This window comes from Pseudoalteromonas sp. bablab_jr010 (genome assembly GCF_016464105.1).
GTDB classification, from domain to species: Bacteria; Pseudomonadota; Gammaproteobacteria; order Enterobacterales; family Alteromonadaceae; genus Pseudoalteromonas; species Pseudoalteromonas simplex.
Map to the genome: position 1 here is coordinate 1 of NZ_JACDWV010000007.1, position 1,817 is coordinate 1,817.

General features: G+C 46.8%; 1 protein-coding gene. It reads right to left on the reverse strand.

The genetic code is table 11. The annotated features are described in order from the left end of the window. A partial coding sequence (locus JIG37_RS00030; RefSeq protein WP_199528336.1) for an Ig-like domain-containing protein occupies positions 1 to 1,817 on the reverse strand: 1,817 nt, incomplete at both ends.

The following is a 1,817-nucleotide window of genomic DNA, read 5'->3' on the forward strand; positions in this document are numbered from 1 at the left end:
ATGAGCGGTGTCACATCATTACTATCGGCCAAGGTATCAAGGCTAATCGTCGGTGCGGTAATGTCGATTTCACCAGTGGCACTATCGGTGCCGGTATTACCGGCTGCATCGGTGACTGAAGCATTAACAGTAAAACTACCTTCTGCCAGTATAGTGGTTGCAGACACTGACCAACTTCCGTTCGCTAATACCGTAGCGACTAAAGTTTGTGGGTTGCCTTGTGAATCAGTAATGATCACTGTAACTGTGCTTCCTACCGGTGCATCCGTTGTACCACTTATTGTTGGGGTTGTATCATTGGTTTGTGCAATATCATTAATTGCAATGGTAGGAGGGGTTAAATCAATTGTTCCTACAGCAGAGTCTGTACCTTCAACGCCACCTACAGTAACGCTAGCAGTAACCGTAAAATCACCTTCAGTTAATGCATTATTAGCAGTAACAGTCCAAATACCACCTGAGACACTTACTGTCAGTGTTTCAACTGGATTGGTGCCATCATTTATAGTCACTGTTACCGTACTGCCGTCAGGAGCACTGGTTGTTCCTGAAATAGTAGGCGTTGTATCGTTCGTTTGGCCTAGGGCATCAATTGAAATACTAGGCGCACTGGTATTCAAGGTGAAATTCTCTGTTGCCGAGGCGCTATTTCCTGCTGCATCCTCTACTGTAGCAACCACGCTGTAGTCATCATTCGCTAACGATGAAGAGGTGACAGACCAATTACCAGCACCATCAACGGTTGCAGTCAAACTGATCTCACCACCACTGGTATCTGTTAATACAAGTGAAATAACGGTGCCTGCTGGCTCCGAAGATGTACCACTAATAGTTGGTGTTGCGGTGTTAATTGTGCCTAGATTGTTGATTGTAATGAGAGGCGCTGTAGTGTCTATCGTTCCTGAGCCTGTATCACTCCCTGTATTACCCGCAGCATCTGTGATTGTTGCAGTAATTGTATAGTTACCATCAGGTATTTCAGATGCGTCTGTTTGCCATGTGCCTGCAGCACTTACAACAGCTGTAAAACTATAATTATCGCCATTACTGTCTGTAACTATAATATTTACAATTGTGCCCGCAGGCTCGGTAGATGTACCGCTGATTGTTGGGGTATTATCATTACTTAAGCCATTATCATTCACAACGACTGTAGGATTTACCGTATCAATACTACCTGAGGCGCTGATTGTTGTACTATTGCCCGCCACGTCACTCACTGTTGCTGACACAGTGTAATCACCTTCGGCTAAACCGTTTGGCACTTCGCTAGTCCAGGTTCCATTACTGCCCACTGTGGCTGAGAAAGTTTGTACCACACCGTTACTATCAGTCACTGTGATAGTTACTAACGCGCCGATTTCATTACTTGTGCCGCTTAAAGTTGGCGTCACATCACTGCCCGCCCCAACGCCCGTTAAGGTTAAGCTTGGTGCAACGGTATCAATGACCCCAGTCACCGTTTCTTCTGTAAGGTTCCCCACCCCATCACGCACACTGGCGTCAACAGTAAATTGACCATCAGCTAAGACCGTTGTTGGACTCACTGACCAATTACCGCTGGCATCCACTATCGCTGTCAGGGTGCTGCTATCACCATTGGCATCGGTGACGACCACGGTCACTTGTGCACCTTCACCTGCATCACTGGTACCACTGATGAGCGGTGTATTGTCATTTCCTATTGCATCCACATTAACGGTGAGTGTCGGTGGTGTACCATCAAAGTCACTTGAACTGATAGTACGTACATTGCCTGCAGCATCCGATGCACTGGCTGTTATCGACGCTAGGTTCGCTAACGGCACGGTTAACCC